Genomic DNA, 25,878 nt, shown 5'->3' on the forward strand with positions numbered 1-25,878 from the left:
TTCGGCTGAGCCTTTCGGCTGAGCCCTTTCGGCTGAGCCCTTCAGCTGGGCCTGTACCACTCTGACCGGTGTCGCCGTGGGCGGCACCGGTCTCCGTCGTGACCTGGGGAAATGCCCGGCATGTCATGATCTTGACAGTATCTGATGGGTCATCAGTCGGTGGAATTCGATTCCATTGACTTCTCTCCGCCCGCGGCCGTCAATGGCGCCCACTCATCCCTCAGGAGGGGGCACACACATGGCACTCACCCGATCCCGGGCGGCGGCCCGAAGACGGCGCTGGACCGCCGTCCTCGGCGTCACCGCCCTCGCGGTCGCCGGCGGCGCGCTCGCCGCCCCGGCCGGCGCCGCGACCACCTCGCAGTCGGTGGAATTCCAGACCCGCTGCGTCCCGCCGCCGGTCGCCCAGATCCCGCCGATCGAGGGCGCCACCACCGCCCAGATCACGGTCGACAAGACCAGCCCCAAGGTCGGCGAGACCGTCACCGTGACCTACACGGTCACCAAGCCCGCCGCGTCCAACCCCGTCGACCTGGCGCTCCCGGCCGACATCATGACGCCCAGCGGCAAGGTGGTCCTCGGCGGCGCCCAGACCGGCACGGTCACCGTCACAGGACCCAAGAAGAACCCGCCGGTCCCCGGCAAGGGCTCCTTCCCGGCCTTCTCCATGACGGGCACCTTCACCGCCACCGCGGCCGGCTCGATCACCCTCTCGCCCGGCGACTACAACATCCACACCAGCTACCTCATGGAGCTGGACACCCCCTGTACGGTGCTCAACCCGCCCGCCCCGGTCTCCGAGACGGTCGTCGCGAGCCCCGTGACCAGCCCCAACACCCGGACGCTCCAGCTCGACAACGCCTCCGGCGACCCGGGTGTCCGCGTCACCGTCACCGGCTCCAGGTTCACCCCGCTCACCGAGGTCACCGTCGTCGGCCGCGCCGGAGCGGCGGAGACCGCCGACAAGATGACCGTCACCACCGACAGCGAGGGCGGCTTCGCCGCGCGCCTCAAGGTCAACGACCCGGCGACCACCGGGATCGTGGCGTACGAGGGCACGGCCTGGGACCCCGAGAAGGGTGCGGGCCCCGCCGCGTACAAGGTCATCGTCCCGGCGCCGCCGAACAGCCAGACGATCACCGCGGCCGTCAACGCGGGTGAGCTGTCCATGACCCAGGCAGGGGACGCCGTCCAGCTGTCCTCCGTCGACTTCGGCGCGGGCGGCGCGGCCACCGGCGCGCTCCGGACGGTGACCGTCAAGGACTTCCGCGGCGGCCCCGCCGGCTGGTCGCTGACCGGCAAGGTCACCGACTTCACCGGCCCCGGCGGCGCCATCGGCGCCGGGAACCTTTCCTGGACCCCCGCCTGCACCGCCAAGGCCGGCAGCCCCAGCGCCTGCGCCGCAGGCTCCGCGGGACCGGTCGGCAGCGGCGGCGCGACCCTCGCCTCCACGCCGAACGGCACCCTCACGGGCGGCGAGTTCACCGTCGACGCGCAGCTCTCCCTCGACGTCCCGGCGTTCACCGCGCCCGGCTCGTACGCGGGCGTGCTCACGCTGACCCTGTCCTGACCGCTCGCGGGCCGGGCGCGCACCCGGCCGGCCCGCTCCGATCCGCACCCCGGGGGTCCGCACCGTGCGCAAGCTGTCCGCACTCCTCCTGAGCACCCTCCTCGCGCTCCTCGGCCTCGCGCCGGGCGCCCGGGCCGCCGAGAACGGCGAGTGGGCCGTCTACCCGGCCGCCGCCGAGCTCGGCGGCCGCCCGTACTTCTACCTCTCCGCCGACCCCGGCACGACGCTCACCGACCGCGTCACCGTCGCCAACAAGACCGCTGCCCCGCTCACCTTCCGGCTGTACGGCGCCGACGCCTACAACACCGACCGCGACGGCGGCTTCGCCGTCCGCACCCAGAGCGAGAAGCAGACCGGCGCCGGCGCCTGGATCAAGCCCGAGCGGACCCGGATCACCGTCCCGCCCCGCTCCTCCGTCACCGTGCCGTACACGCTGACCGTCCCCGCCGACGCCGACCCCGGCGACCACCCCGGCGCCCTCGTCGCCCTCGACGAGCGGATCGCCCCGGGCGGGAAGGGCTCCGTCGCCGTCGGCGTGCAGCGCGCGGTCGGCGCCCGCGTCTACCTCCGGGTCAACGGGCCGACCGTCCCCGCCCTCGCCGTCGAGGACGTCAGCCTCGACCAGGACCGGCCGCTGGTCCCCGGCACCCGTACGAGCAGCGCCCTCGTCTCGTACACCCTGCACAACCGGGGCAACGTCACCCTCAACCCCAAGGTCGTCCTGAAGGCCGAGGGCCTCTTCGGCCGCACCCTCCTCGACCGCGACCTCGCGAAGGTCCCCGCCGAACTGCTGCCCCGCCAGAAGATCCGGCTCACGGAGCGCTGGACCGGCTCCCCGCAGCTCGACTGGGGCGACGTCACCCTCACCGCCACCGCGAAGGACGTGCGGGAGACCGGCACCGTGTCCTTCCTCGCCCTGCCCTGGCTCGCCGCCGCGATCCTCGCCGCGGGCGGCGCGGCCGGGCTCTACGGCCTGCGGATACGCCGCCGCCGGGCACTGAGTACGTGACGCGGGCGCTCATCGGGGACAATGGCCCCCATGAGCGCTCGCAACCAAGAAACCGAAGCCGTCCACCGGGCCGGCTTCGCCTGCTTCGTCGGCCGCCCCAACGCGGGCAAGTCCACCCTCACGAACGCTCTGGTCGGCCAGAAGGTGGCCATCACCTCGAACCGGCCGCAGACCACCCGGCACACCGTCCGCGGCATCGTGCACCGCCCGGACGCCCAGCTGATCCTGGTCGACACCCCCGGCCTCCACAAGCCGCGCACCCTCCTCGGCGAGCGGCTCAACGACGTCGTCCGCACCACCTGGGCCGAGGTCGACGTGATCGGCTTCTGCCTGCCCGCCGACCAGAAGCTCGGCCCCGGCGACCGCTTCATCGCCAAGGAGCTCGCCGGGATCAAGAAGACGCCCAAGGTCGCGATCATCACCAAGACCGACCTGGTCGACTCCAAGACCCTCGCCGAGCAGCTCATCGCGATCGACCAGCTCGGCAAGGAGCTCGGCTTCGAGTGGGCGCAGATCGTGCCGGTCTCGGCCGTCGGCAACAAGCAGGTCCAGCTCGTCGCCGACCTGCTGATCCCGCTCCTGCCGGAGTCCCCGCCGCTCTACCCGGAGGGCGACCTCACGGACGAGCCGGAGCAGGTCATGGTCGCGGAGCTGATCCGCGAGGCCGCGCTCGAAGGCGTACGGGACGAGCTGCCGCACTCGATCGCGGTGGTCGTCGAGGAGATGATCCCGCGCGAGAACCGCCCGGCGGACCGGCCGCTGCTCGACATCCACGCCAACGTGTACATCGAGCGCCCCAGCCAGAAGGGCATCATCATCGGCCCGAAGGGCAGCCGCCTCAAGGAGGTCGGCATGAAGTCCCGCAAGCACATCGAGGCCCTCCTCGGCACCCCGGTCTTCCTCGACCTGCACGTGAAGGTCGCGAAGGACTGGCAGCGGGACCCGAAGCAGCTGAGGAAGCTCGGCTTCTAGGTCTGCCGGACAGCCTCCGGGGGCGCGTGTCAGCATGGCGGCGTGACAGAGATCGTCAAGGGGGGAAACCTGCCGGTCCCCGGGCAGGTGTGGCGGATCGCGGTCGTCCGGCGGGCCGCCGGCGAGGGCGTGCCGGAGGTCGACGCCTCGGCACTGCTGCTCGACGCCGAGGGCCGGGTCAGGGGCGACGGCGACCTGGTCTTCTACAACCAGCCCGTGCACGCGTCCGGCGCGGTGCGCCTGCTCGGGCAGGTGCAGGACGGGGAGGAGCGGGTCGCCGACTGGCTGGAGATCGACACCGGGCGCGTGGAGCCCGCCGTCCAGCGCATCGTGATCACCGCCTCCAGCGAGGACGGCACGTTCGGCCAGGTGCCGGGGCTCCACATACGGACGACCAGCGCCGCCACCGGCGAGCAGCTGGCGCTGTACGAGGTCGACGACGCGAGCACCGAGACGGCGTTCCTCCTCGGCGAGTACTACCGGCGCGACGGGGCCTGGAAGTTCCGGGCCGTGGGCCAGGGGTACGCCTCCGGGCTCGTCGGCCTCGCCGAGGACTTCGGCATCGTGGGCAGGGACCCGGAGCCGGCCGCCGAGGAAGAGCCCGTCCCCGAGGACGCCCCGCCCGGGCCGGAGGCCATCCCCGAGGAGCTCCTTGCGAAGGTCCGCGAGGACGAGGCCGCCGCTGCGCGGACACCGGCACGGGTCCCCGTCCAGCGGCCGCCGCGACTCGGCCCCCGGTCGGACGTCGAGCTCTTCGGCGAGGACTTCCCGGAGTTCTTCCGCAGCGGCAAGGGCCAGGCCGTCATCACCGTCGACGTGCCGATTCCGGCCGGTTACCTCGTCGTCGACACGACCCGGAGGGGCGACGGCTACTTCTCCGTGCGGACCCTCGACGAGAAGGACAACGGCGACGTCCTGCTCGCGAGCACGACCCTGAAGGACCACGAGGGCCGTGGGCTCCTGCGGTACGACGGCAAGCGCCCGCTGCGCCTGCGCGTGAGCGGCCACGACGAGCAGTGGACGGTCGCCCTCCGTCCGGTGAGCACCGTGGAGGCCCTGGACGGCACCGCCGAGGGGCGGGGCGGCGACGTCCTGCTGTACACGGGGCCCGCCGCCCTGCTCAGCTCCCGGCTTCACACGAGGCTCGGCCACGCGTACTTCAGCGTGCGGGGCCACGAGCCGGACGGCCGCGATCACCTGCTCGCCACGGACGCGAGCAGGCTCCCCAGGGACACGCGTCCGCTGCCCGAAGGGCCCCTGCTCGTGCAGGTCCGCAGCGCCGAGGGCGACTGGTCCCTGAAGGTCAGGCCGCCGAAGGAGAACCGGTTCTGGCGCCGCGCCTCCCGCTAGGTCCTACGCCCCTTCCTTGAGGACCCTCGTGACGAGGGTCCTCTGGGCGTCCGTGAGGTGCGGGTCGCGGCAGCGGACCGTGCGGCCGTCGACGGTGATCTCGTACGAGAAGCCGTCCGGCACGCCCTTGGCGTCACCGTCGCTCTCCGCGAGGACGGTGGAGGTCAGGGAGTCCCATTCGGGTCCCGCGACCTCCACCTCCGCCGACCGCTCGATGCCCGCGAAACCGCCCGTGCGCCGCACTCGAATCCGCATGGGCCCTGTCTACCAGTCCGCTCAGGACGTGGACACTCCGACGCCCGACCAGGCGCGGCGCACGGCCTCGGCCGTCTCGTCGTCGTAGAGGTCCCGCGCCGACGTCACCGTCGCCCGCGCGAACTCGCCGAACCGGGCCTCCTCGGTCAGGGTCCCGCCGGTCATCGTCGCGTACCAGATCCGGCCGGGCCGCTCCCAGGCGTTGCCGCCGAGCTCGGTGGCGAGCAGGTAGAAGGCGTGGTTGGGGATGCCCGAGTTGATGTGCACCCCGCCGTTGTCGGAGCTGGTGCGGACGTAGTCGTCCATGTGCGCGGGCTGCGGGTCCTTGCCGAGGACGTCGTCGTCGTACGCGGTGCCGGGGGCCTTCATGGACCGCAGCGCCGTTCCCGCGTCGACGGCGGGGCCGAGCAGCCCGGCGCCGATGAGCCAGTCGGCCTGCTCCGCGCCCTGGCCGAGGGCGTACTGCTTCACGAGCGAGCCGAAGACGTCCGAGACGTGCTCGTTGAGCGCCCCCGACTGGCCGTAGTACGCGAGGTTCGCGGAGTACTGGGTGAAGCCGTGGGCCAGCTCGTGGCCGATGACGTCGACCGGGATCGTGAAGTCGAGGAAGAGCTCGCCGTCGCCGTCGCCGAACACCATCTGCTCGCCGTTCCAGAAGGCGTTGTCGTACTTCTCGTCGAAGTGGACGGTGGCGCGCAGCGGCAGCCCGGCGCCGTCGATCGAGTCGTGGCCGAAGGCGTTCAGGAAGAGGTCGAAGGTGGCGCCGAGGCCGGCGTAGGCGCGGTTGGCCGTGTCGTCGGTGAGCGGCGGCTCGCCCTCGTCGCGCACCTGGTGGCCGGGGAGCTGGGTGCCGTTCTTGGCGTCGTAGATCGTGCGCCGGGGCTTTCCGGCACCGTCACCCGAGGGTGCGGGCGCGGTGCGCTCGGTGCGGGTGGCGCGCTGGGTGAGGTCCACCGCGAGGGTGCGGCGGGCGGCCTCGGCGACGGCCGGATCGGCCGACCGGGCGAGCCGCTCCAGGACGTGGGGCGGGACGATCGAGCAGAAGACAGGCGGGTGGGAGGTCATAACGGCAATGTGGCACTGCGTACCGCCGGTGTCACGAGTAGCGACGACGATTGGCGAAATGGAGTGATGGGTCACCTTTCGCCCTTGACGCGGACGCCGTCCCGCATACTGAAACAGGACGTCCGCCTTTCTCGGACCTGGGCTATGGTGACGCACATCATGCGTTTCGGGCTGCTTCTCCTTAGCTGCCGCGGCGAGGGCCTGTAGTCGTAGGCCGACCCCCTCCCCGCGGGTTTTGGTGTTGCGTTCGACAGTCGGCCGTCCTTTTTGCTGGACCCGAGGAGCCCTACGCAATGTCTCAGTCGCCTTTCGTCAGCCGCCCGACGCCCATCACCAACGCGACCCACACGCAGCAGCCGTCCGGGATGCCGATCCACAAGTACGGCCAGTACGAGGCCGTGACCATCCCCGACCGGACCTGGCCCGAGCAGCGCATCACCAAGGCGCCCCGCTGGCTGTCCACGGACCTGCGCGACGGCAACCAGGCCCTGATCGACCCGATGTCCCCGGCCCGCAAGCGCGAGATGTTCGACCTGCTCGTACGCATGGGCTACAAGGAGATCGAGGTCGGCTTCCCGTCCTCCGGCGAGACCGACTTCGCGTTCGTGCGCTCCATCATCGAAGAGGGCGCGATCCCGGACGACGTCACCATCTCCGTCCTGACCCAGGCCCGCGAGGACCTGATCGAGCGGACCGTGGAGTCCCTGATCGGCGCCAAGCGCGCCACGGTCCACCTGTACAACGCCACCGCGCCCACCTTCCGCCGGGTCGTCTTCCGCGGCTCGAAGGAGCAGATCAAGCAGATCGCCGTGGACGGCACCCGGCTGGTGATGGAGTACGCGGAGAAGCTGCTGGGCCCGGAGACCACCTTCGGCTACCAGTACAGCCCCGAGATCTTCACCGACACCGAGCTGGACTTCGCCCTGGAGGTCTGCGAGGCGGTCTGTGACGTCTGGCAGCCCGGCCCGGGCCGCGAGATCATCCTCAACCTGCCCGCCACCGTGGAGCGTTCGACCCCGTCCACGCACGCGGACCGCTTCGAGTGGATGTCCCGGAACCTGACCCGCCGCGAGCACATCTGCATCTCCGTCCACCCGCACAACGACCGCGGCACGGCCGTGGCGGCTGCCGAGCTGGCGATCATGGCCGGCGCCGACCGCATCGAGGGCTGCCTGTTCGGGCAGGGCGAGCGGACCGGCAACGTCGACCTGGTGACCCTGGGCATGAACCTGTTCTCGCAGGGCGTCGACCCGCAGATCGACTTCTCCCAGATCGACGAGATCCGCCGTACGTCCGAGTACTGCAACCAGATGGAGGTCCACCCGCGCCACCCCTACGCGGGCGACCTGGTCTACACCGCCTTCTCCGGCTCCCACCAGGACGCCATCAAGAAGGGCTTCGACGCCATGGAGGCCGACGCGGCCGCCCAGGGCAAGACGGTGGACGAGATCGAGTGGGCGGTGCCGTACCTGCCGATCGACCCGAAGGACGTCGGCCGCTCCTACGAGGCCGTCATCCGGGTCAACTCGCAGTCCGGCAAGGGCGGCATCGCGTACGTCCTGAAGAACGACCACAAGCTGGACCTGCCCCGCCGGATGCAGATCGAGTTCTCGAAGATCATCCAGCAGAAGACCGACAGCGAGGGCGGCGAGGTCACGCCGGCCGCGATCTGGGCCGTCTTCCAGGACGAGTACCTGCCCAACCCGGACAACGCCTGGGGCCGCATCCAGCTGCGCTCCGGCCAGTCCACCTCGGACACGGACGGCACCGACACCCTGCGCGTCGAGGCGGTCGTCGACGGCGTCGACACCGTCCTGACCGGCTCCGGCAACGGTCCGATCTCCGCCTTCTTCGACGCCCTGCAGTCGGTCGGCGTGGACGCCCGCCTGCTCGACTACCAGGAGCACACGATGAGCGAGGGCGCCTCCGCGCAGGCCGCCTCGTACATCGAGTGCGCCATCGACGGCAAGGTCCTGTGGGGCATCGGCATCGACGCCAACACGACCCGCGCCTCCCTGAAGGCGGTCATCTCGGCGGTCAACCGCTCCGCCCGCTGACCCCGCTCCACCCCGCCGTCCGCTGCCCCGCACCCTTCCTCCCGGAGGGTGCGGGGCAGCGGCATGTGTGAGCCGCGTCACGGTTCCGGTCGCTTCAGGTTCGCTTCAGGTTCGCTTAAGGAGGATCGTCCGGCGATATCGGAATCGGTGTCATATGGGGTGAGTTGACGGCACATCACGGTCTGGCGGATGGTACGGACCATCCCCCTCGGGACCCCCCACGCCTCCCCTCTCCGTACTCCCTGACCTGGAGTTCCGTATGCGCACGACCGCTGCCGTGGCCGCCGTCCTCGCGGTGACCGGTGCCGCCCTCAGCTGGGCCCCCGCCGCCTCCGCCACCACCACGGAGTGCGTGTCGCATCCGCTCGGCACGGCCGGTCTGTACGCCGAGTTCGTCGAGAAGGACTCCGTCCGCCACGCGGACTCCGAAGGCGCGGTCGCCGTCGGCGGCGACGCCACCTTCGGCGAACCGGGCACGTCCGGCTTCTCCGTCGGCTCCCGCCTCACCGACACCGACCTCGCCGGGCTGCCCGGCGGGCACAGCCTCGTCGTCGGCGGCACCCTCAAGGCCAACGGCGTGGTCCTGGTCAAGGGAACCGGCATCGCCGGCAAGGTCGTCGACAACTCCCGGGGCGCCGGCTTCGACGTCGACGGCGACAAGGTCGCGACCGGGCCCTCCCCGATCGACTTCGGCAAGGAGTTCACCCGGCTGCGCACGCTGTCCGCCGGGTGGGCGGCCGTGCGGCCCACCGGCGAGGCGGCCGTCGACGGACGCGCCCTCTACCTCACCGGCACGGACGCGAAGCTGAACGTCTTCGCCGTGAGCAGCGCCGACCTGGAGAAGGCCGGCGAGATCTACCTCAAGGTCCCGGCCGGCTCCTCCACCCTCGTGAACGTCGTCGGCACCTCGTACGACATGGGGGCCAAGCCCACCTCCGGCGTCTGGATCTCCGACGGCGGCGCGTACGTCCAGGACGACTACGACCGGCACACCGACGGCCACAAGAGCATCCGCTCCAAGCTGCTGTGGAACTTCCCGCAGGCCGAGACCCTCAAGAAGAACAACGCCGCCTGGCCCGGCGCCATCCTCGCGCCCACCGCCGCCGTCACCATGACCAGCGGGCACGTCAACGGCTCCGTCATCGCCGAGTCGCTGGACACCGTCCCCGGCTCCGAGACCCACCGGATGAACTTCACCGGCTGCCTCCCCGAGGTGACCACCCCCGGCCCGGTCGTCACCCCCGAGCCGCCGAAGCCGACCGACACCCCGGCGCCCACCACCCCGCCGACCGAGGGCACGCCGACCACCCCGGAGGACACCGGGACCCCCACCGCGTCCCCGTCCACCCCGGGCGCCCCGAGCACCCCGGCGACCCCGGGGGAGGCCACCACCGCGCCCGCCCCCGCTCCGTCCGCCACCCCGGAGGGTGATCTCGCGACGACCGGTTCGGCCATCGGCCCGGGTGTCATCGCCGCCGCCGTGGCCGCCGTCGCCGTCGGCGGAGGCTTCCTGGCCTTCGCGAAGCGCCGCCGCCGCACTTCCTGATCTCGCGAGAGCGGTGACGTGTCTCGGCCAAGTCCGCGGTGAAGTCCTGACGGGGTGCTGACGCCACATCAAGGATGTGGCTAACATCACGCCAACGCCGGCAGTGCAGCCGGGCCGTTGAGGAGGTGCGTGTGCGGTCTGCCCGGAATTCACGTGGTGGGAAAGTGGGCGTCTGCGGAATCCGCACCTCCTGGAACACCGTCGGAGACGGCGAGTTCTTCTGCGAGGAGTGCGGGGGCGACCGCAACTACCGGCGGCGCACCGGCCGCCGCAGGTTCGCCGTCCTGGGCGTCCCCGTCCTGCCCCGGGGCTGTACCGGCCCCGTCGTCGAGTGCGCGGCCTGTCACACGCACTTCGGTACGGAGGTGCTCGACCACCCGACGACGAGCCGCTTCTCCGCGATGCTGCGGGACGCCGTGCACACCGTCGCCCTGGCCGTCCTCGCGGCCGGCGGCACCGAGTCCCGCGAGGTCCTGGACCGGGCCGTCACCGCGGTCCGGTCCGCCGGCTTCGCCGAGTGCACGGCCGTCCAGCTCGTCGACCTCGTCGAGGCCCTGGAGGCGGACACCGGGCGCTTCATGCCCGAGGTGAACCCCGAGGGCACGCTCCTGTCGATCGAGCTCCACGAGGCCCTGGAGCCGCTCACCCCGCACCTGGCGCCCGCCGGGCGGGAGTCGATCCTGGTCCAGGCGGCGCGGATCGCGCTCGCGGACGGCGCGTACACGCCGGCCGAGACGGAGGTCCTGGGGACCGTCGGGAACGCGCTGGCGCTCGCGCCCGAGGACACGGTCCGCCTCCTGACGACGGCCCGCACGGTCCCGTAGCCCCCTCGTGTGGGCAATCGTCCCGCAGGGCGATGGGGGTCCCCCCTGCTCGAGCGAAGCCGAGAGCTTGGGGGAGGGTGGGCACACGGACGGCGCCCTTCAGCGGCGCCTCCGCGTTCCGCGCCTGGACCCGCACGGGATGCGCGGTGCACGACGTGGTGCGGGTTCAGGCGCGGGAGCCTAGGCCCGGCTGGGGGCGCCGTTCCGTTGTGCCCACCCGTTCCGCCCCAGCGGAACGATTGCCCACAACGGGCGGGAGCGTGCCCACAACGGGTGGAAGCGCGCCCACAACGGGGTGGGCGACTGGGGCCGCTCCGAGGTGTTCGAGGGTGGTTCGGGAGGCGGTCAGTTCTCGGCGGGACGTTTCCTCGTCGCCCAGCGACCGCGCCGCCGTAGCCACCAGCGTCCGCGTCCGCGCGGCCTCGTACGGGATCCGTAGCTCCAGCCATCCCGCGAGCGCCCGCCGCAGCAGCCGCAGCGCGGGTTCCGGGCGGGCCTCCGCCAGGGCCACCGCGCCCCGCGCCGTGTCGGCCATCGCCCGGAGCAGCGGGACGTCCCCGGCCAGGACCTCCAGCTCCGCCGCCGCGCCCGCGGCCCCGGGCACGTCACGGACGGCGAGGGCGACCTCGGTGCGGGCGGCGAGCAGCCGCGCCCGGCCGAGGAGGTCGTGGGCGGGGTCGCGCCGGCAGGCGAGCGCCAGGCCGACGCCCGCCACCGCCGCGTCGGCGCGGCCCTGCGCGAGCCGCAGCAGCGCGAGGCCCGGCTGCGGGAGCCTGCCGAGTTCATGGGCGTGCGCGTACGAGGCGGCGGCCTCCTCCAGACGGCCCTGGCGCCGCTGGACGTCCCCGGCGGCGTAGTACGCGGCGGCCGCCGACTCCAGGCGGTCCACCGGCACCTCCCGGCAGGCGAGGCGGGCCTCCGCCTCGGCGAGCGCCCACGCGCCGAGGAGGTCGAGCACCTCGACCCGGTGCGCCCGGCACACCCCGCGGAAGGGGTTCTCACCGGAGGGGACGGTCATGGGGCCCGTACCCGTACCCGTCCACGGCGGTTCGCACCATTCCATGGCCGCGTTCGTCCACGTCACCGCGCGGCCGAAGTCCGCCGTCTCCATGCACTGGCTGATCGCCAGGTCGTAGAGGCGGCCCGTGAACATGCCGCTCAGTTCGCCGGCCGTCACCGCGCGCATCGCCTCGTCGAGGAGCGCCAGGGCCTCGGCGCGCCGGCCGTCCGCGAGGAGGACGGAGGCCTCCGCCTGCCGGCTGAGGGCCAGGAGGTCCGGGCTGCCGGAGCGGAGGGCGAGCCGGTTCATGCGGCGTGCCGCCGCGAGCGCGGCCGCGTGGTCGCCGCGGGCCGCCGCCTCCTCCGCGTCGGTCCACGCGAGGAAGCACTTCTCGGGGCAGGGCGGTTGGTCGTCCAGATGGTGATGGGCCCGGTGCAGCCAGCCGGCCGCCGCCGCGGGCCGCCCGAGGCCCTCGTACTCGTCCGACAGCCACCACGAGGCAAGGCCGGCGCCCCGGTGGTCGCCGCCCGCCACGTACGTCGCGTGGGCCCGCAGCCGGGCCGCGACGGACTCGTCCACATGGCCGGTCCACCAGGCGGCGTCGGCCAGGATCGTCAGGTCGTCGGCGCTCAGCGCGCGCGTGGGGTGCTCGTCGTGGGCGTGCAGCAGCCCGTACGCCTCGGCCCAGGACTCCCGGGCCGCCGCGGTCCTGGCCCGCGCGATCCGGTCGATCGTGGGTGCGGACATGGCCCTCACCTCTTCCGGGTCCTTCCAGGGTAGGACCGGGAGGGGGTGAGGGCCCCGCGACGGTTACTTGATCGCGCCGCTCGCGCGGAGCATGTCCTCGCGCTCGACGATCTTGATCCGCTCGCGGCCCTGCGGCTCGCCGAGCGCCTTCTCGGCGGCGTCGAGGGCGTACCAGCCCTCCCACGTCGTGTACGTGATGCCCTTGCCCTCCAGGAAGGACACGACCGCGTCCTCCTCCGGGGTCTCCGGGGTGAGCAGGCGCCCGTTCGCGAAGTCGTCCAGGAGGTTCGCGACGGTCTCGTTGGCGTCGCCCTTGGTGTGGCCGATGAGGCCGACGGGGCCGCGGCGGATCCAGCCGGTGCAGTACGTGGAGGCCATGTGCTCGCCGGTCTCCTCGATCACGCGGCCGCCCTGGTCCGGGATCGTGCCGGTCGTGGTGTCCCACGGGATCTTCGGGAGCTCGTCGGAGAGGTAGCCGACCGCGCGGTAGACCGCCTGGACGTCCCAGTCGGTGGTGGCGCCGGTGCCCTTCACGTTGCCCGTGCCGTCCAGCTCGGTGCGCTCGGTGCGCAGGCCGACGACCTGGCCGTCCTCGCCGAGGATCTCGACGGGGGACTCGAAGAAGTGCAGGAAGAGCTTGTGCGGGCGGTCGCCGACGTCGCGGATCGCCCAGTTCTCCAGGGTCTTGGCGACCATGTCCGTCTGCTTGTTCTTGCGGCGCTCGGCGATCGAGCCCTCGTCGTAGTCGATGTCCTCGGGGTTGACGATGACCTCGATGTTCGGCGAGTGGTCGAGCTCGCGCAGCTCCATGGGGCTGAACTTCGCCTGCGCCGGGCCGCGGCGGCCGAAGACGTGGATCTCGACGGCCTTGTTGGCCTTGAGGCCGTCGTAGACGTTCGCCGGGATCTCGGTGGGCAGCAGCTCGTCCGCCGTCTTGGCGAGGATGCGCGCGATGTCCAGGGCCACGTTGCCGACGCCGAGGACGGCGACCTTCTCGGCCTTCAGCGGCCAGGTGCGCGGCACGTCCGGGTGACCGTCGTACCAGGAGGCGAAGTCGGCGGCGCCGTACGAGCCGTCGAGCTCCACGCCGGGGATCTTCAGCTCGCGGTCGAACATGGCGCCGGTGGAGAAGACCACCGCGTCGTAGAAGGAGCGCAGGTCGTCGAGGTGGACGTCGGTGCCGTAGTTCACGTTGCCGAAGAGGCGGACCTGCGGCTTGTCGAGGACCTGGTGGAGGGCGGTGATGATGCCCTTGATGCGCGGGTGGTCGGGGGCGACGCCGTAGCGGATGAGGCCGAAGGGCGCGGGCATCCGCTCGAAGAGGTCGATCGACACGCCCGGCTCGGCGGCGGCCTCGGACTTCAGCAGCGCATCGGCGGCGTAGATTCCGGCGGGGCCGGCGCCGACGATCGCGACCCGGAGGGGGCGGGGCATGACGGGATTCCCTTCGCAAGCGACGTGACAGCGAAGCCGCCGACACTTAGGTCACCCTAAATAACGCCTCGCGCGGACCGGTACCCGCCCCCGGTCTATGGCCTCATAAGGTGAACTTATGACTTCCATAAGCGGTCCTAGAAGGCACTGGAGATCGACTCGGGGTGCAGGAACGCCATGACGGCCCAGGCGACCGTACCGAGCAGGCCGGGGAGCGCGAGGACGGTGAGGAACAGGCCGAGCGCGAGCTCCCCGCGCCGGAAGAGGGCGATCCTCGGAAGGACGACGTTCCCCGGGTCGTCCGCGTCGTAGCTGATCTTGACGGCCATCCCGCCGGCCCGGGTGAACACGTTGCGGATCAGGCCGGCCGGGTCCGTGTACAGGTACATCCCGGGCCTCTGCGGCACCTCGGCGGCGAAGGTCGTGATGCCGTGCCGGATCAGGCGCCACTCGCGGTACCAGTTGGCCAGCGCGTTCGCGCCGAGCGCGAGGGCCACGACCAGGACGAGCCCTCCGGGGACGAGGGCGAGCGCGGCCACCGGTTCCCCCGCGGCGGCGACGAGCCCGTACGAGAGGACGAGCAGACCGAAGGCTCCGGCCGACAGCCCCTTGATGCGGCGCAGCTTCCTCGCCCGCCGGCTCAGGGGCAGCTCCCGCGTCTCGACGAGGGCGGTCCCGTCGGCCGCCGTGTCCCGTCCGGGCGTCCCGGGCAGGGCGCCGTTCACGGTCTCGGCGAACATCGCGGCCGCCGCCTCGCTCACCCCGCTGATCCGGTGCACGTACCGCGTGGTCCCCGCCGGGGCGGTCAGCTCCACGGTGAGCGTCCGCCTCTCGGTACGGATCCGCTCGACCGCCGCGAGCGGGATGCGCGCCTCCTCGTGCGGGCGGCTCAGGAGCAGCGCGTCGCCCACGAGTTGGAGGGAGGCCTTCTTGGAGCCCTGGACGACGGGCGTGGACGGCGTGATCGACATGGACGGATGGTAGGGGCGGGGGCCGGTTCACGGGAGGGGGCCCGGACTGCTTGTCGGTCGTCCTCGGCCGGCCGACCGCCCGCGCGACGGCTCACTTCGGCTTGAAGAGGATCTTCTCCGAAGGGAGAGTCATCCTCACGGTGTTGGTGTTGGTGATCTCGACGATCCGGTGAAGCCCGATCTGCTCCTTCGGTTTGACCTGCGTCAGGTCGAGGAACTTGTCCGCGGCCCCGGCCAGATAGGCGGGGAAGGCGTCGAGCGTGGTGTGGCCGAGCGAGAAGTACTCCTTCAGACGGCGGAAGAGCTTGGGGAGGATCACCACGTCATCGGTGATCGACTGCATCCCGGCGATCTTCGCCCCGGTGACGGTCACGTCGCCCAGAGCGTCGGCCGCGATGCTCCAGATGCCCACGCCGATCCCCATCTGCGCCTCCACCTTGCCGTCGGCCAGCGCGTCGCGCAGCACGGGAAGGAGGCCCTGGTAGAACGTCGGATACGCCAGACCCAGGCTGAGCAGGTGGTAGTTGGCCGTCCTCTCCTTCACGAGCCTCGTCGACACGTCCAGCTCGTAGCCGCTCGCCCCCGGCGGGTCCCCCGGGCAGGCGAACGCCACGCAGCGGCCGAAGACGTCGGCGCCGTTGGTGAGGATGAAGCCCGGGACCGACTCCGGGGTCGCGGAGATCATGTCGTGGGGGTGATGCGGGTCGGGGGTGCGCCGGATGTCACGGAAGCCGAGGAACGTCAGCAGCGCGTCCGTGGCCTCGTCGCCGAACTTGGGCGGCTGGCGCTTCTCGTCCCCGTAGTTCCCCGTGTAGTGGGTCTCCAGCGCGTCGATGCCTTCGAGTCGGATGTCGACGTGGCCGTCGCGCTCCGGCTGCGGCTTCTCGCAGCCCCGGACGAGCTTCCACTCGCCCACGTAGTCCGGGATGAAGGGGACGGTGTCCCCGTCGGGGGCCGTACGGCCCGAGAGATGGAAGGATCCCTTGATCAGCAGCATGGGCATGGTGACTCCCACGGCGATGTGTGTGCGGCATGGAAGGGAACCGGTCCTCCTCCTTCCATGCTGCGACCGCGCGCGGCTGACCGCCATCCGGCGCAGGCGTCAGGCGACGCCGCCCTCATGGACCGCGCCGACGAAGGACGCCCAGGCGGCGGCCGGCACGACCAGGACGGGGCCGTCGGTGACCTTGCTGTCCCGGACGGGGACGACGCCGGGGACGTTGTCGAGGACTTCGACACAGTCCCCGCCCTCGCCGTTGCTGTAGCTGCTCTTCCGCCAGGCGGCGCTCGTGAAGTCGTACGTGACCTCGACGCAGTCGCCGCCCTGACTGTTGCTGTAGGAGCTCTTGAACCACTGGGCGTTGCTCAGGTCGTACGCGCGCATCGTCTGAAGTCCTCCGCCGCCGACTCGATCAGTGCGAGGGAAGCCTCCGGCGACAGCGTGGCGACCCTGAGCAGATCGTAGGCGCGCTGTGCCTGCTTCACCACAGCCGGATCGTCAAGGAGAGTTCCCGAAAACTCCGTCTCTGTATAGGCCGTTGGCGGTGCGTCCTCGAACTCCATGAGCTTGAGGGTGCCGGTCATCCAGGCGTGTGCCCCGACCGATCGGGGCAGGACGGTCACCAGCGCCCGCCGCTGCCTGGCCATCGACGCGATGTGGTCCAGTGCGGCCGCCATCACCGATGCACCGCCCATCGGCGTCAGCACCGCGTTCTCGTGGAGGATGACCCAATACTCGGGGCTTGTAGTGCCCGCGAGGATCCTGGCCCGTTCGATCCGTGAAGTGACCTTCTCCTCGATGTACTCCTCCGTGGCGAGCGGGTTGCCTCCCAGGGTCACCGCCCGCGCGTACTCGGCCGTCTGCATCAGACCCGGGATCACCAGCGGAGCGAACTCGCAGATCTTCGTCGCCACCCTCTCCAGCTCCGCGACCTCGCTGAAATAGGACGCGTACGGCGACTTGTCGATGAGTCCGCGCCACGTACGTTCGAAAATACCGCCGGTTTGTAGGACTTCGTCGATTCGTACCGCCACATCCAACTGCGGCTTTCGAATTCCCTGCTCGAACAGGCCGATGTACCCCCCGGATACGAACACCCGTCTGCCCAGCTCGCCCTGGGTGAACCCCGCCTCCTCCCGGCGTTCCTTCAGGAGTTCGCCGAAGAACTCCCACACGTCCTGCTGCCTGCTCTTGGCCATGGGTTAACTCCCCAACCCTACCCCGCAGTTGTACGGGCTGCGCGTCTGCCGATTCTACGGATCTGCCCCCACCCTGGAGAGGCGAAGCGGGAAATGGATTCAGAAAGGCATACGTTGGTGAAGGAAGACATCATGAAGACGACCACGGGGGCAGTCGGAACCGCACAAGAGGCAGTGGCGGAATTGCGCGAGGCCCTCGCGAGGGCGGGAATCACGCTCCCCTCGCTCGGGCTCGACGTCGTCACCCTCGCGGCCGACCCGCCGCGGCCGCTCGTGGAATTGGGATGCTGCACGGTGGAAACGGCCCGGCTCCTCGCCGCCGCCGTACTGCCGAGGGAGGAGAGTCGATCGTGACGCTGCCCATCGGGTCGTACGTCGTCGAGATCCGTACCGGACGGGTCGGGAGGGTCATGGGGCACGAGGGCCCCTATGTGCAGGTGCGTCCGCTGGGGGGCGGGCGGGAGTGGGACGTGGAGCCGGACGGGGTCCGGGAGGCCACCTCGGCCGAGCGGCTCAGCGCGGCCACCGCGCACGTCAACGCCCGCAGTCGGGGCGAGGTGCCCTGACGGCCCTCACCTGTTAGTCCATCCGCCGCGCCCGCGCTGCACGCGCCGCGCCGCCCCGGTTACGTGGTCCTCGCGAACCAGTGCGAGTTCGTTGACCACGAAAGGAATCGAGGTGTTCGGCATGGCGAGACCGGCGTACCGGCTGGCTGCGGTGACCGCGGCCGCAGGCGCGTTGCTGGCGGGGGGACTCACGGGGGCCGAGGCGACCGGGGGGCGCGCCGCCGAGCCGGAAGGGCGGTACGTCGTCCTCCTCAAGGACTCGGCCCGTGACCGGCTCGACACGGTCGTGCGGGGGCACGGGCGGGACCACGGGGTGCGGGCGGGCTTCCGCTACCGGCACGCGCTGGTGGGGTACTCGGCGGTGGTGCCGGAGTCCCAGGTGGCCGCGCTGCGGGCGGACCCGAACGTCAGGGCGGTCGCCCCGGACCGGCCCGTCCAGGCCACCCAGCAGGTGCTGCCGACCGGGGTGAACCGGATCGACGCCGACGTGAGCAGTGCGCTCTCCGGGAACGGGTCGGGTCAGGTGGACACCGCGGTGGCGATCCTCGACACCGGGATCGACACGGGGCACCGCGATCTCAACGTGGCCGGCGGGTTCAACTGCATGGATCCCTCGCGGCCGAACGTCTACCGGGACTTCAACGGCCACGGCACCCACGTGGCCGGTACGGTCGCCGCCCGGGACAACGGCGACGACGTGGTCGGGGTCGTGCCCGGCGCCCGGCTGTACTCGGTGAGGGTGCTCGGCGCCAGCGGCCGGGGCTCCACCGCCAACATCCTCTGCGGGCTCGACTGGCTGGCGGACAACGCCGCCGGGCTCGGCATCAAGGTCGCGAACATGAGCCTCGGCGGCGACGGCGCCGACGACGGCAACTGCGGCTTCACCAACAACGACCCGGAGCACCAGGCGATCTGCCACGTGGTCAACGACGTCGGCGTCACGATGGTCGTGGCGGCAGGAAACGACGGCAACGACCTGGCCGACCACATCCCCGCCGCCTTCGACGAGGTCCTCACCGTGACCGCCATGGGCGACTACAACGGGCAGCCCGGCGGCGGTGGCGCCGCGACCTGCCGGGCCGGTACGGACGACGCCGCGGCCGACTTCTCCAACTTCGCCGTGAGCGACCTGGACGCCGCCCACACCATCGCCGGTCCGGGCGTGTGCATCCGGTCCACCCGCAACCACGGCACCACCGTCGTCTACTCCGGTACCTCGATGGCCTCACCGCACGTGGCCGGCACGGCCGCGCTGTGCCTCGTCAGCGGGCACTGCACGACCCCGACTCCGGCCGGGGTGGCCGCCACGCTGCGTGCCGACGCGGCGCTCCGGCCCGCTTCGTACGGCTTCGCCGGCGACCCGAACTCGCCCATCACCGGGCGTTACTACGGGCACCTCGTCCACGCCGGCGGCTACTGAGCACCCGCCCGCCCGCTGACGGTGTCCCCGAGCACCGTCAGCGGGTGCGGCGGCGTGCCTGCTGTGCCTCGCGGGTGATGGCCCACGCGTCGGCCACCGGGCCGAGGTGGCCGAGCTTGTCGGGGTTGAGGATCGAGCGGATCGCCTGGATCCGGCCGTCCAGGACGTCGAGGACGAAGACCTGCAGGATCCGGCCGTCGCGGTCGCGGTAGACCGCGCCCGGCTGGCCGTTGACCTCGTGCGGCTCGCAGGTGATGTCGAGGTCGAAGAGGGTGGGGAAGACCGTGCCCAGGAGCCGTGCCACCTTCTCCGCGCCCATGATGGTCCTGGCGAGGTTCGGGGCCTTGCCGCCGCCGTCGCCGACGAGCTGGACGTCGGCGGCCAGGAGGTCCTGGAGCCCGCCGATGTCCCCCTCCTTGAGGGCGTCGAAGAAACGGGTGGCGAGTTCCTGGCGCTCCTGGCGGTCGGCCGCGAACCGGGGACGTCCGTCGTGCATGTGCCGCCTGGCCCGTACGAGCAGCTGCCGACAGGCCGCCTCCGAGCGGCCCACGGCCTCGGCGACGTCCTGGAAGTCGAAGGCGAAGACCTCCCGCAGGAGGAACACGGCCCGTTCCAGGGGGCTGAGCCTTTCGAGCAGCAGCAGCGCGGCCATGGAGACCGAGTCGGCCAGCTCCACCGCGCGCGCCGGGTCCTCGTACGGATCGCTGAGCAGCGGCTCGGGGAACCAGGGGCCGACGTACTCCTCGCGCCGGACCCGCGCCGAGCGCAGGACGTCGATCGACAGGCGGGTGACCGTGGCCGACAGGAAGGCCTTGGCCGAGTCGGGCCGGGTCGAGGAGCCGTCGAAGCGCAGCCAGGTCTCCTGGACGGCGTCCTCGGCCTCGCTGACGCTGCCCAGGATCCGGTAGGCGATCGAGAACAGCAGCGGGCGCAGTTCCTCGAACTCCTCGACCTTGCTCATGCTCATGGCGGCTTCCTCTCCCCGTACCGGCAACGCTTCATGATCATCCAGGCGGGCGGTGCCTGTCAGTGGAACTGGCCGGGCACGTAGTCGCCCGCCGGCTGCCGGGTGATCGCGTTCAGGCGGTTCGCCATGTTCATGAAGGCGATGTGGAGGACGAGGGCCATGAGCTGCTCCTCGTCGTAGTGGAGGGCCGCCCGCGCCCAGACCTCGTCGCTGACGGCGCCGGCCCCGTCGGCGACCCGGGTGCCCTCCTCGGCGAGTTCGAGCGCGGCGCGCTCGGCCTCGGTGTAGACGGTCGCCTCGCGCCAGGCCGCCACCAGGTTGAGCCGCACCGGGGTCTCGCCGGCGTGGGCCGCGTCCTTGGTGTGCATGTCGATGCAGGCGGCGCAGCCGTTGATCTGGCTCACGCGCAGCGCGACCAGTTCCTGGACCGGCGCGGGAACCGTCGACTGCTTGATCTGCCCGCCCAGCGCCATGAGGTGCTTCAGGGCCTTGCCGAAGGCGGGGTTGGTGAAGACGTTCAGTCGGGCGTCCATGGGGTGCTCCTCGGTGTGGGGCGCTGGCTGGTTACACCCACGAGACGAGACAGCCCCGGACCCTGTGACACGGGTGAATGTGACCTGCGTCTCCCTCGGGCCGTGCGTCCTGTCCGCCGTCGCCGTACGGGAGAATGGGCGCATGAGTCTGTTCCGCGACGACGGCATCGTGCTGCGCACCCAGAAGCTGGGTGAAGCGGACCGCATCATCACGATCCTCACGCGCGGTCACGGCCGCGTACGCGCCGTCGCGCGGGGCGTACGCCGGACGAAGTCGAAGTTCGGGGCGCGCCTCGAACCCTTCTCGCACGTGGACGTGCAGTTCTTCGCCCGGGGGAGTGAGCTGGTCGGACGCGGGCTGCCGCTCTGCACGCAGAGCGAGACCATCGCCGCGTACGGCGGCGGGATCGTCACCGACTACGCCCGGTACACCGCCGGCACCGCCATGCTGGAGACGGCGGAACGGTTCACCGACCACGAGGGCGAGCCCGCCGTGCAGCAGTACCTGCTGCTCGTCGGCGGGTTGCGGACGCTCGCCCGGGGCGAGCACGCGCCGCACCTCATCCTCGACGCCTTCCTCCTCCGCTCCCTCGCCGTGAACGGCTACGCGCCCAGCTTCGAGGACTGCGCGAAATGCGGACTCCACGGGCCGAACCGGTTCTTCTCGGTCGCGGCGGGCGGGGTCATCTGCGGCGACTGCCGGGTGCCTGGAAGCGTCGTCCCCTCCGCGGAGGCCATCGGCCTGCTCAGCGCGCTGCTCACCGGCGACTGGGCGACGGCGGACGCGTGCGAGCCGCGCCACGTCAGGGAGGGCAGCGGACTCGTGTCCGCCTATCTGCACTGGCACCTGGAGCGCGGCCTGCGCTCCCTGCGGTACGTGGAGAAGAGCTGACGGGCGGCGTCCTCGTCTACGCTGCTCGACGGACACGAGGGACCTGACCGGCCGGGGTGCATCCGCCGGCGTCACGCACGGGCGGCCGTGCGCAGGGGGGAGTGCGGGCGATGGAGAACGGCGCGGACCTGCCGCGGCGGATCGGTGTCTACGACGTCGAGCGGGAGCTGGGCGCGGGCGGCATGGGGACGGTCTACCTCGCCCGGTCACCGGGCGGCCGGGCCGTCGCGGTCAAGGTGGCCCGCCCCGAACTCGCGGCCGACCCGCACTTCCGCCGACGGTTCCGCGCGGAGGTCGAGGCCGCCCGCAGGGTCGGCGGTTTCCACACGGCCCCGGTCGTGGACGCCGACCCCGACGCGAAGGTGCCGTGGCTGGCCACCGCGTACATCGCCGGACCCACGCTCGCCGAGCTGATCGAGCGCGAAGGGCCCATGGACGAGGGGCGGTTGAGGGCGCTCGGGGCGGCGCTGGCCGAGGCGCTCCAGGCCGTCCACGCCTGCGGGCTCGTCCACCGGGACCTGAAGCCGGGGAACATCATCATGGCCGAGGACGGTCCGCGCGTCCTCGACTTCGGCATCGCGCGGGCCGTGGAGTCCACCCGGCTCACCGCCACCGGGGCGGCCTTCGGCACTCCCGGCTACCTCGCGCCCGAGCAGGCGCAGGGCGAGGAGGTCGGCGGGGCCGCCGATGTGTTCGCGCTCGGCGCGGTGCTCGTGGCGGCGGCCGGAGGCCGGGCGTTCGGCGTCGGGACGCCCATGGGGCTGATGTACCGGTCGGTGCACGAGCCCGCGGATCTGTCGGCGCTGCCGGAGGGGCTGCGGCCGCTGGTCGCCGCCTGCCTGTCCAAGGACCCGGCGGACCGCCCCACGCCGGAGGCACTCCTGACGACCCTCGGACCGACCCCGGACCCGGCCCCGAGCTCGACCCTCGTACGGGACCAGGACCCGGGCCCGGCCCCCGTACGGGATCAGGACCCGGCCCCGAGCCCGGCCGCCGCGCCGACCCCGAGCCCGGACCCCGTACCGGCCCCCGACCCGGCCCCGAGTCCGACCCTCGTACCGGCCCCCGACCCGGCCCCCAGCCCCGCCCCCGTGCCCGAGCCGGACACGCGGGTGCTCACCGTGCCCGATCGGGCGCGGCCCGTTCCTGGTGGGGGCTCGCGCCGGTCCCGTGCCGTCACCCTGGCGATCGTCGCCGTCGCCGTCGTGGGCGTGCTCGGGGGTGGTTTCCTCGCCTTCAAGCAGCTGGGGGACGAGGACGGCAAGGGCGCCGGGCCCACCACCGCCGCTTCCAGCCCTTCCGGACCCTCGCAGGCCACGTCACCGCCCTCCTCCCCGTCGTCCACGCCCGCCCCCTCCCGGGCGAGCGCGGCCCCCAAGGACCGGGTCACCGTCGCCCTGACCGGGACCCAGGAGGACGGGAAGAGCTGGGTGTCGGTGAAGGGCCAGGACGGCACTCTGCTGTTCGACGGACTCCTGGGCGTCGGCGAGACCAAGACCTTCACCGACAAGAACGCGATCGATCTGGTCCTCGGCAACGCCCACGCCGTCCAGCTCGTCGTCAACGGCAAGCAGGTCCCGAACGACTTCCAGCCCGGCCAGGTCGAACGTCTGACCTACAACAGGGACGACTAGACCAAGAGCGGCCCTCCCGCCGTGGGAAACTCGACTACGCGTGAAGTACGGCACCACCTCTTAGGAGATTCATCGCCATGGCCATCGCACGACTTCTCGGGCGCCAGCGTCGGGAGTACAGCACCCCCGAGCCCCACCCGTCCGGTGCCCGCCCGCCGAAGCTCCAGTCGGAGCTCGTCCCGGAGCACGTCGCGATCGTCATGGACGGCAACGGCCGCTGGGCGAAGGAGCGCGGCCTGCCGCGCACCGAGGGGCACAAGGTCGGCGCCGAGCAGGTGCTCGACGTGCTCCAGGGCGCGATCGAGATGGGCGTGGGGGCGATCTCGCTGTACGCCTTCTCCACGGAGAACTGGAAGCGGTCCCCCGAGGAGGTCCGCTTCCTCATGAACTTCAACCGCGACTTCATCCGCAAGACCCGTGACCAGCTCGACGCCCTCGGCATCCGGGTGCGCTGGGTCGGCCGGATGCCGAAGCTGTGGAAGTCCGTCGCCAAGGAGCTCCAGGTCGCCCAGGAGCAGACCAAGGACAACACCAAGCTCACGCTCTACTTCTGCATGAACTACGGCGGTCGCGCCGAGCTCACCGACGCGGCACAGGCGCTCGCCGAGGACGTGAAGGCCGGCCGGCTCGACCCGGCGAAGATCACCGAGAAGACCATCCAGAAGTACCTCTACTACCCGGACATGCCGGACGTGGACCTGTTCCTGCGGCCCAGCGGCGAGCAGCGCACCTCCAACTACCTGATCTGGCAGAGCGCGTACGCCGAGATGGTCTTCCAGGACGTGCTGTGGCCCGACTTCGACCGCCGCGACCTGTGGCGGGCCTGTGTCGAGTACGCCCAGCGCGACCGCCGCTTCGGCGGCGTCGACCCGGCGGACCTCGCGGTCCTCGACAAGGCGTGACGGGGCCGGGGGGACACGTGATGGAGCTGGTGTACACGCCGACGCGCGAGGACATCACCGACGCGGTGCGGATGCAGCTGCGGCACGGCTCGTTCCGGGTGCTGCGGTGGCTGCTGCCCGTCGGCACCGTGCTCGCGTTCCTGGCCGCGGCCCTGTTGCTGACGGGGCCCGGAGAGCCGGACGTCGGGGGCGCGGTCCTGCTGGGTTCGCTCGGGCTGCTCACGCTCGTCCTCAGGCCGCTGACCCTCTGGCTCACGGCCCGCCTGATGTACGCGATGATCGAGCGGCAGGGGGAGCACCGGGCCCGGATCGACGAGGGCGGGGTCCACTGGACGACCCGGGACAGCGACGTCGTGGCCCGCTGGCAGCTGACGCCCCGCTACGTCGAGACGCCGACGCAGTTCGTGCTGTTCTCCGGCGACAAGGGCCGGGCCGGCGTCGCCGCCCTGCCCAAGCGCGGTGTCACCGACCCGGCCGACGTCGACCGGCTCCGCGAGGTCCTGGACCGGAACCTCACCCGTCTGTGACGGGTACGCGAAGGGCCCGCACCGAATCGATCCGGTGCGGGCCCTTCGTCTGTCAGGTCACTTCCCGGCGCAGTCCGCGCAGGTGCCGAAGATCTCCACGGTGTGCGCCACGTTCACGAAGCCGTGCTCCGACGCGATCGTCTCGGCCCACTGCTCGACCATCGGGCCCTCCACCTCCACGGCCTTGCCGCAGACGCGGCAGACGAGGTGGTGGTGGTGGTCGCCGGTCGAGCAGCGGCGGTAGACCGTCTCGCCGTCGCTGGTGCGCAGTGCGTCGACCTCGCCCGCGTCCGCGAGGGACTGGAGCGTGCGGTAGACGGTGGTGAGCCCGACGGAGTCGCCGCGGTGCTTGAGCATGTCGTGCAGCTCCTGGGCGCTGCGGAACTCGTCCACCTCGTTCAGTGCCGCCGACACCGCGGCCCGCTGCTTGGTCGAGCGGCCGCGTACGGGGGGTCCTGCCGTCGCCACGGGGGCCTCCTTGGATGCTTGTCTGCCCCCGCCATTCTGCCAGCCCCCCGTACCCCCGGGATCAGCCCCGGATCAGACCTTCACGTCGTCCGTCGGCCGCCGGGTGGCCGGAACACAGCGGGTGTCGCAGTCCGCGATGGCCTGCTCGGCGGCCTTCGCCCGTCGTTTGGCGAGCGGGGCGGCCAGCAGGGTCAGCACGATGAAGATCCCGATCGCGTACAGGACGATCGTCGCGCCGGGCGGCACGTCCTGGTAGTACGAGGTGACCGTGCCCGCCAGGGTGACCGTGATGCCGGTCGCCACCGCGAGGACGAAGGTCGCGCGGAAGGACTTCGACAGCTGCTGGGCCGCCGCCACCGGCACCACCATGAGCGCGCTGACGAGCAGCAGGCCGACGACCCGCATGGCGACCGTGACGGTCACCGCGGCGGTGACCGCGATGAGCAGGTTCAGGGCGCGGACCGGCAGGCCGGTGACCCGGGCGAACTCCTCGTCCTGGCTGACGGCGAAGAGCTGGCGGCGCAGGCCGACCGTGACGAGGACCACAAAGGCGGCGAGGATGCCGATCGCGGTGATGTCCTGCGTCGAGACGGTGGAGAGCGAGCCGAAGAGGTACGAGCTCAGGTTGGCGTTGGAACCGGTCGGCGAGAGGTTGATCAGCAGGACGCCGCCGGCCATGCCGCCGTAGAAGAGCAGCGCGAGCGCGAGGTCGCCGCGGGTCTTGCCGTACGCCCGGATCAGTTCCATCGCGACCGAACCCGCGACGGCGACGAGGGTCGCCATCCAGACCGGGCTGGAGTTCAGCAGGAAGCCGAGGCCGACACCGGTCATCGCGACATGGCCGATGCCGTCGCCCATCAGGGCCTGGCGGCGCTGCACGAGGTAGATGCCGACGGCGGGCGCGGTGATGCCGACGAGGACGGCGGCGAGCAGCGCCCGCTGCATGAAGGCGGGTTCGAGGAAGTCCATG

Annotated in this window: 26 protein-coding genes; 14 read left to right on the plus strand and 12 right to left on the minus strand. The window is 71.7% G+C overall.

All coding sequences use genetic code 11. The features are described 5' to 3' along the window. Positions 1–238: 238 nt before the first annotated feature. The 4 genes from ACWGN5_RS12210 to ACWGN5_RS12225 all read left to right on the plus strand — a co-directional run bounded on the left by ACWGN5_RS12210 (position 239) and on the right by ACWGN5_RS12225 (position 4,901). On the plus strand, positions 239–1,570 hold the full coding sequence (locus ACWGN5_RS12210) for a beta-xylosidase (RefSeq protein ID WP_453513796.1): 1,332 nt from the start codon (positions 239–241) through the stop codon (positions 1,568–1,570). Positions 1,571–1,634: 64 nt separating this feature from the next. Next, positions 1,635–2,579, plus strand: coding sequence for a WxL protein peptidoglycan domain-containing protein (locus tag ACWGN5_RS12215; protein WP_453513797.1), 945 nt, complete (start codon positions 1,635–1,637; stop codon positions 2,577–2,579). 21 nt (positions 2,580–2,600) lie between these two features. Then, a complete protein-coding gene (gene era / locus ACWGN5_RS12220) occupies positions 2,601–3,551 on the plus strand; it encodes a GTPase Era (RefSeq protein ID WP_370468173.1) in 951 nt (316 codons plus the stop codon). Between the two features lie 42 nt (positions 3,552–3,593). Continuing rightward, complete coding sequence (locus ACWGN5_RS12225) at positions 3,594–4,901, plus strand: TerD family protein (protein ID WP_453513800.1); 1,308 nt, start codon at positions 3,594–3,596, stop codon at positions 4,899–4,901. Between the two features lie 3 nt (positions 4,902–4,904). Here the strand turns inward: ACWGN5_RS12225 and ACWGN5_RS12230 are convergent, their stop codons facing one another. Together ACWGN5_RS12230 and ACWGN5_RS12235 are read right to left on the minus strand one after the other, a co-directional pair. Then, positions 4,905–5,156 (minus strand): protealysin inhibitor emfourin, encoded by a 252-nt coding sequence (locus ACWGN5_RS12230; RefSeq protein WP_453513801.1) that lies wholly within the window; start codon positions 5,154–5,156, stop codon positions 4,905–4,907. A gap of 21 nt (positions 5,157–5,177) precedes the next feature. Continuing rightward, the gene (locus ACWGN5_RS12235; RefSeq protein WP_453513803.1) at positions 5,178–6,221 is read right to left on the minus strand and encodes a M4 family metallopeptidase; all 1,044 of its coding nucleotides are present in this window, start codon (positions 6,219–6,221) and stop codon (positions 5,178–5,180) included. Between the two features lie 293 nt (positions 6,222–6,514). On the opposite strand from ACWGN5_RS12235, the gene leuA reads away from it, so the two are divergent. From leuA to ACWGN5_RS12250, 3 genes are all read left to right on the plus strand, one after another. Next, on the plus strand, positions 6,515–8,278 hold the full coding sequence (gene leuA, locus ACWGN5_RS12240; RefSeq protein ID WP_453513805.1) for a 2-isopropylmalate synthase: 1,764 nt from the start codon (positions 6,515–6,517) through the stop codon (positions 8,276–8,278). A gap of 259 nt (positions 8,279–8,537) precedes the next feature. Continuing rightward, complete coding sequence (locus ACWGN5_RS12245) at positions 8,538–9,824, plus strand: choice-of-anchor A family protein (protein ID WP_453513806.1); 1,287 nt, start codon at positions 8,538–8,540, stop codon at positions 9,822–9,824. 131 nt (positions 9,825–9,955) lie between these two features. Continuing rightward, positions 9,956–10,648, plus strand: a complete 693-nt coding sequence (locus ACWGN5_RS12250; RefSeq protein ID WP_453513808.1) for a TerB family tellurite resistance protein — start codon at positions 9,956–9,958, stop codon at positions 10,646–10,648. Between the two features lie 166 nt (positions 10,649–10,814). Here ACWGN5_RS12250 and ACWGN5_RS12255 read toward each other — a convergent pair whose 3' ends face one another. The 6 genes from ACWGN5_RS12255 to ACWGN5_RS12280 all read right to left on the minus strand — a co-directional run bounded on the left by ACWGN5_RS12255 (position 10,815) and on the right by ACWGN5_RS12280 (position 16,999). Then, complete coding sequence (locus ACWGN5_RS12255) at positions 10,815–12,395, minus strand: LuxR family transcriptional regulator (protein WP_453513809.1); 1,581 nt, start codon at positions 12,393–12,395, stop codon at positions 10,815–10,817. Between the two features lie 63 nt (positions 12,396–12,458). Then, on the minus strand, positions 12,459–13,829 hold the full coding sequence (locus tag ACWGN5_RS12260) for an FAD-dependent oxidoreductase (RefSeq protein WP_453513811.1): 1,371 nt from the start codon (positions 13,827–13,829) through the stop codon (positions 12,459–12,461). A gap of 137 nt (positions 13,830–13,966) precedes the next feature. Then, positions 13,967–14,800 (minus strand): hypothetical protein, encoded by an 834-nt coding sequence (locus tag ACWGN5_RS12265; protein ID WP_453513812.1) that lies wholly within the window; start codon positions 14,798–14,800, stop codon positions 13,967–13,969. Positions 14,801–14,891: 91 nt separating this feature from the next. Further along, positions 14,892–15,803: a nuclease gene (locus tag ACWGN5_RS12270; RefSeq protein ID WP_453513814.1), complete on the minus strand. Its 912-nt coding sequence runs from the start codon at positions 15,801–15,803 to the stop codon at positions 14,892–14,894. 99 nt (positions 15,804–15,902) lie between these two features. Continuing rightward, positions 15,903–16,184 (minus strand): DUF397 domain-containing protein, encoded by a 282-nt coding sequence (locus ACWGN5_RS12275; protein WP_453513815.1) that lies wholly within the window; start codon positions 16,182–16,184, stop codon positions 15,903–15,905. Beyond that, entirely contained in the window at positions 16,166–16,999 is an 834-nt protein-coding gene (locus ACWGN5_RS12280) for a helix-turn-helix domain-containing protein (protein ID WP_453513816.1), read from the minus strand. Before ACWGN5_RS12280 ends, ACWGN5_RS12275 begins: the two co-directional genes overlap by 19 nt. Positions 17,000–17,131: 132 nt before the next feature. Here ACWGN5_RS12280 and ACWGN5_RS12285 point away from each other — a divergent pair, with 132 nt between their 5' ends. From ACWGN5_RS12285 to ACWGN5_RS12295, 3 genes are all read left to right on the plus strand, one after another. Further along, positions 17,132–17,353 carry a hypothetical protein gene (locus ACWGN5_RS12285; protein WP_351183142.1) on the plus strand — a complete coding sequence of 74 codons (222 nt, stop codon included), beginning with the start codon at positions 17,132–17,134 and terminating at the stop codon, positions 17,351–17,353. Continuing rightward, positions 17,350–17,565, plus strand: coding sequence for a hypothetical protein (locus ACWGN5_RS12290; RefSeq protein WP_030317441.1), 216 nt, complete (start codon positions 17,350–17,352; stop codon positions 17,563–17,565). The genes ACWGN5_RS12285 and ACWGN5_RS12290 overlap by 4 nt, the downstream gene beginning before the upstream one ends. 121 nt (positions 17,566–17,686) lie before the next feature. Continuing rightward, on the plus strand, positions 17,687–18,985 hold the full coding sequence (locus ACWGN5_RS12295) for a S8 family serine peptidase (RefSeq protein WP_453513819.1): 1,299 nt from the start codon (positions 17,687–17,689) through the stop codon (positions 18,983–18,985). A 37-nt stretch (positions 18,986–19,022) separates the two neighbouring features. Here the strand turns inward: ACWGN5_RS12295 and ACWGN5_RS12300 are convergent, their stop codons facing one another. Beyond that, positions 19,023–19,946 (minus strand): RNA polymerase sigma-70 factor, encoded by a 924-nt coding sequence (locus ACWGN5_RS12300; protein ID WP_453513932.1) that lies wholly within the window; start codon positions 19,944–19,946, stop codon positions 19,023–19,025. Positions 19,947–20,011: 65 nt separating this feature from the next. Then, a complete protein-coding gene (locus ACWGN5_RS12305) occupies positions 20,012–20,485 on the minus strand; it encodes a carboxymuconolactone decarboxylase family protein (RefSeq protein ID WP_453513820.1) in 474 nt (157 codons plus the stop codon). 142 nt (positions 20,486–20,627) lie between these two features. On the opposite strand from ACWGN5_RS12305, the gene recO reads away from it, so the two are divergent. The 4 genes from recO to ACWGN5_RS12325 all read left to right on the plus strand — a co-directional run bounded on the left by recO (position 20,628) and on the right by ACWGN5_RS12325 (position 24,440). Continuing rightward, positions 20,628–21,377, plus strand: a complete 750-nt coding sequence (recO, locus tag ACWGN5_RS12310; protein ID WP_030684767.1) for a DNA repair protein RecO — start codon at positions 20,628–20,630, stop codon at positions 21,375–21,377. A gap of 110 nt (positions 21,378–21,487) precedes the next feature. Next, positions 21,488–23,011 carry a RodZ domain-containing protein gene (locus tag ACWGN5_RS12315; RefSeq protein WP_453513822.1) on the plus strand — a complete coding sequence of 508 codons (1,524 nt, stop codon included), beginning with the start codon at positions 21,488–21,490 and terminating at the stop codon, positions 23,009–23,011. A 77-nt stretch (positions 23,012–23,088) separates the two neighbouring features. Beyond that, positions 23,089–23,913, plus strand: a complete 825-nt coding sequence (locus tag ACWGN5_RS12320) for an isoprenyl transferase (RefSeq protein WP_453513823.1) — start codon at positions 23,089–23,091, stop codon at positions 23,911–23,913. 20 nt (positions 23,914–23,933) lie between these two features. Beyond that, a complete protein-coding gene (locus tag ACWGN5_RS12325; protein WP_453513825.1) occupies positions 23,934–24,440 on the plus strand; it encodes a hypothetical protein in 507 nt (168 codons plus the stop codon). Between the two features lie 57 nt (positions 24,441–24,497). Here ACWGN5_RS12325 and ACWGN5_RS12330 read toward each other — a convergent pair whose 3' ends face one another. Both ACWGN5_RS12330 and ACWGN5_RS12335 read right to left on the minus strand, forming a co-directional pair. Further along, entirely contained in the window at positions 24,498–24,908 is a 411-nt protein-coding gene (locus ACWGN5_RS12330) for a Fur family transcriptional regulator (protein WP_453513826.1), read from the minus strand. Between the two features lie 72 nt (positions 24,909–24,980). Beyond that, positions 24,981–25,877: a metal ABC transporter permease gene (locus ACWGN5_RS12335; RefSeq protein WP_453513827.1), complete on the minus strand. Its 897-nt coding sequence runs from the start codon at positions 25,875–25,877 to the stop codon at positions 24,981–24,983. Position 25,878: the final 1 nt, after the last annotated feature.

Source organism: Streptomyces sp. NPDC055815 (assembly GCF_053616475.1).

Excerpts from the sequence above, each read along its gene's own strand:
- ACWGN5_RS12295 (WP_453513819.1), top strand. The coding sequence starts at position 17,687 with ATGGCGAGACCGGCGTACCGGCTGGCTGCGGTGACCGCGGCCGCAGGC.
- ACWGN5_RS12260 (WP_453513811.1), bottom strand. The coding sequence starts at position 13,829 with ATGCCCCGCCCCCTCCGGGTCGCGATCGTCGGCGCCGGCCCCGCCGGA.
- recO (WP_030684767.1), top strand. The coding sequence starts at position 20,628 with ATGAGTCTGTTCCGCGACGACGGCATCGTGCTGCGCACCCAGAAGCTG.
- ACWGN5_RS12210 (WP_453513796.1), top strand. The coding sequence starts at position 239 with ATGGCACTCACCCGATCCCGGGCGGCGGCCCGAAGACGGCGCTGGACC.
- ACWGN5_RS12245 (WP_453513806.1), top strand. The coding sequence starts at position 8,538 with ATGCGCACGACCGCTGCCGTGGCCGCCGTCCTCGCGGTGACCGGTGCC.
- ACWGN5_RS12275 (WP_453513815.1), bottom strand. The coding sequence starts at position 16,184 with ATGCGCGCGTACGACCTGAGCAACGCCCAGTGGTTCAAGAGCTCCTAC.
- ACWGN5_RS12320 (WP_453513823.1), top strand. The coding sequence starts at position 23,089 with ATGGCCATCGCACGACTTCTCGGGCGCCAGCGTCGGGAGTACAGCACC.
- leuA (WP_453513805.1), top strand. The coding sequence starts at position 6,515 with ATGTCTCAGTCGCCTTTCGTCAGCCGCCCGACGCCCATCACCAACGCG.
- ACWGN5_RS12300 (WP_453513932.1), bottom strand. The coding sequence starts at position 19,946 with ATGAGCAAGGTCGAGGAGTTCGAGGAACTGCGCCCGCTGCTGTTCTCG.
- ACWGN5_RS12280 (WP_453513816.1), bottom strand. The coding sequence starts at position 16,999 with ATGGCCAAGAGCAGGCAGCAGGACGTGTGGGAGTTCTTCGGCGAACTC.
- ACWGN5_RS12230 (WP_453513801.1), bottom strand. The coding sequence starts at position 5,156 with ATGCGGATTCGAGTGCGGCGCACGGGCGGTTTCGCGGGCATCGAGCGG.
- ACWGN5_RS12235 (WP_453513803.1), bottom strand. The coding sequence starts at position 6,221 with ATGACCTCCCACCCGCCTGTCTTCTGCTCGATCGTCCCGCCCCACGTC.
- ACWGN5_RS12265 (WP_453513812.1), bottom strand. The coding sequence starts at position 14,800 with ATGTCGATCACGCCGTCCACGCCCGTCGTCCAGGGCTCCAAGAAGGCC.
- ACWGN5_RS12325 (WP_453513825.1), top strand. The coding sequence starts at position 23,934 with ATGGAGCTGGTGTACACGCCGACGCGCGAGGACATCACCGACGCGGTG.
- ACWGN5_RS12305 (WP_453513820.1), bottom strand. The coding sequence starts at position 20,485 with ATGGACGCCCGACTGAACGTCTTCACCAACCCCGCCTTCGGCAAGGCC.
- ACWGN5_RS12335 (WP_453513827.1), bottom strand. The coding sequence starts at position 25,877 with ATGGACTTCCTCGAACCCGCCTTCATGCAGCGGGCGCTGCTCGCCGCC.
- ACWGN5_RS12315 (WP_453513822.1), top strand. The coding sequence starts at position 21,488 with ATGGAGAACGGCGCGGACCTGCCGCGGCGGATCGGTGTCTACGACGTC.
- era (WP_370468173.1), top strand. The coding sequence starts at position 2,601 with ATGGCCCCCATGAGCGCTCGCAACCAAGAAACCGAAGCCGTCCACCGG.
- ACWGN5_RS12285 (WP_351183142.1), top strand. The coding sequence starts at position 17,132 with ATGAAGACGACCACGGGGGCAGTCGGAACCGCACAAGAGGCAGTGGCG.
- ACWGN5_RS12270 (WP_453513814.1), bottom strand. The coding sequence starts at position 15,803 with ATGCCCATGCTGCTGATCAAGGGATCCTTCCATCTCTCGGGCCGTACG.
- ACWGN5_RS12255 (WP_453513809.1), bottom strand. The coding sequence starts at position 12,395 with ATGTCCGCACCCACGATCGACCGGATCGCGCGGGCCAGGACCGCGGCG.